The following is a 1506-nucleotide window of genomic DNA, read 5'->3' as shown; positions in this document are numbered from 1 at the left end:
TGTGTTTGATAATGGGATTGTTAGTATGAAGCATGAGAATTACCTCGCGTTTTGTTTAAGGATTAGACACCCATATCAAAACCGGTAACTCTCAACCTTTCAAGGTCCAGTGTCAGATCTAGTCGCGACTAATACAAATAACAGCAGACCCAGCAAAGCAACGATAGCGGCATACAGATACTGCCTCATGTATCCAGCCCCCAGCACGATAATTCCGCCTCCTGGTCACGCCGCTCTATCTGCCCGTAACAGTTGTTTGAGCGGATACGGCAATCTTTGCCTCCGTCCCAAATCCAGCGCTTAATCTCTTTGCAGGCACCAATCAGATCGCCTGCATTCAATTTGCGGTAGAACGTTGAGGGGAAGCACTTACCGGGTCCAATGTTCCACGGACAAAATGAGGCAATGCCGACTTTCTGAATCTCAGTGAGCGGCACTTTAACGTTACGGTCTACCCAATCGAGCGCCTTTTGCTGTTCTGCGGCATCAATATTTGCGCACTGCTCGGCGGTCAGCTTCATGCCCTTCACTACCGGCTTGCCATCTACCCGTGTCACGCCACCGCAAATCGTCCAGATGCCGCCGCCGTCAGGATAAGCGTTTATACGCATACCCTCTTTTTCAGTCTGGAATTGCGCCATCATCACCGGGGCTAACGCGCCAGCAGCGATGAGCGCCAGCATTGCCGCACTGAGTTTGCTTGCTTTCGACATTACGCACCGCCTTTTTCCCTCAGTTGATACTCCTTCCTGTGGTAGTACCAGTTGATAGCGAAGGTGCCGATTGTGCAGACCATACCGACAACAATAGCCCAATCACCGAGCGTTAACCCGGCCATTTTGTCTGCAAGCAACCCGCTCTCTTTAGTTTATGCGGCGTAGGCTCTGGCAGAAACGCCCAGCCCTATTAGCACCGTCCCGCTTCCGTATGAAAGCCTGCTGTAGATAGTGCTCATTCGTGTCATAGCATCATCCCGCGGTCGTGTATTCAATGAGTTGATGTCGCATCAAACGTAGTACTCGCATTCGATGTAAGTACCGATGATCTTATCGTGCATTTCGGATGATTTTGAATATCCGAGCGGCTTTGTTGAATAATAGGTAATCATGCTGTTTTTCCACGCCAGTATTGGTTGAAAATGCTTGTCATCTCAGGTGTACACTTTTCTCATTAGGCCTAACTGCATGATTTTACGTTGCGAGGATCCGTCGTTTCACTGGGCTGCCAGCATAAAATCTATTTATTCAACAAAGCCTATCCGAACGTCTTGCGATTGAGCCGTTGCAATCGGTTAAGCAGTGTCAGATGTGTACGCTCAATACGCTGTGTATACAGCTTGCTAACAATGTGTTTTACTCTTTGAATTTCGTCGTTGTAAGCCCTGTAGCCATCCGTGTTTGCATGACTGACGACGGTAACGCTGATGGCCACTTTTGCCATCACCGTGTTTTTTCACAGGAGATGTCTGTTCACAAAACGGGCATCTTACATCAACTTTAGCCACTG

General features: G+C 48.7%; 2 protein-coding genes and 3 pseudogenes. All 5 read right to left on the bottom strand.

Annotation, left to right across the window (positions count from 1 at the left end):
- Positions 1-185 precede the first annotated feature (185 nt).
- Complete coding sequence (locus tag QZ506_RS19745) at positions 186-713, bottom strand: lysozyme (protein WP_291973343.1); 528 nt, start codon at positions 711-713, stop codon at positions 186-188.
- A pseudogene (locus QZ506_RS21735) lies at positions 713-964 on the bottom strand (HP1 family phage holin). The gene QZ506_RS19745 and the pseudogene QZ506_RS21735 overlap by 1 nt, the downstream one beginning before the upstream one ends.
- Positions 965-1006: 42 nt before the next feature.
- Positions 1007-1093 (bottom strand): annotated as a pseudogene (locus tag QZ506_RS19735) (IS1 family transposase); the annotation flags it as partial.
- 161 nt (positions 1094-1254) lie between these two features.
- Entirely contained in the window at positions 1255-1440 is a 186-nt protein-coding gene (locus QZ506_RS19730) for an IS1 family transposase (RefSeq protein ID WP_291973338.1), read from the bottom strand.
- Positions 1397-1504: pseudogene (locus QZ506_RS19725) on the bottom strand (IS1 family transposase); the annotation flags it as partial. The pseudogene QZ506_RS19725 and the gene QZ506_RS19730, both read right to left, overlap by 44 nt.
- Positions 1505-1506 lie beyond the last annotated feature (2 nt).

It is taken from the genome of Candidatus Symbiopectobacterium sp. (assembly GCF_020054415.1).
Taxonomy (GTDB): Bacteria; Pseudomonadota; Gammaproteobacteria; order Enterobacterales; family Enterobacteriaceae; genus Symbiopectobacterium.
This window is presented reverse-complemented; position numbering and strand designations above follow the sequence as displayed.

Bases quoted from the DNA above. Each gene is read 5' to 3' on its own strand.
- QZ506_RS19745 (WP_291973343.1), bottom strand. From the start codon at position 713: ATGTCGAAAGCAAGCAAACTCAGTGCGGCAATGCTGGCGCTCATCGCT.
- QZ506_RS19730 (WP_291973338.1), bottom strand. From the start codon at position 1,440: ATGGCAAAAGTGGCCATCAGCGTTACCGTCGTCAGTCATGCAAACACG.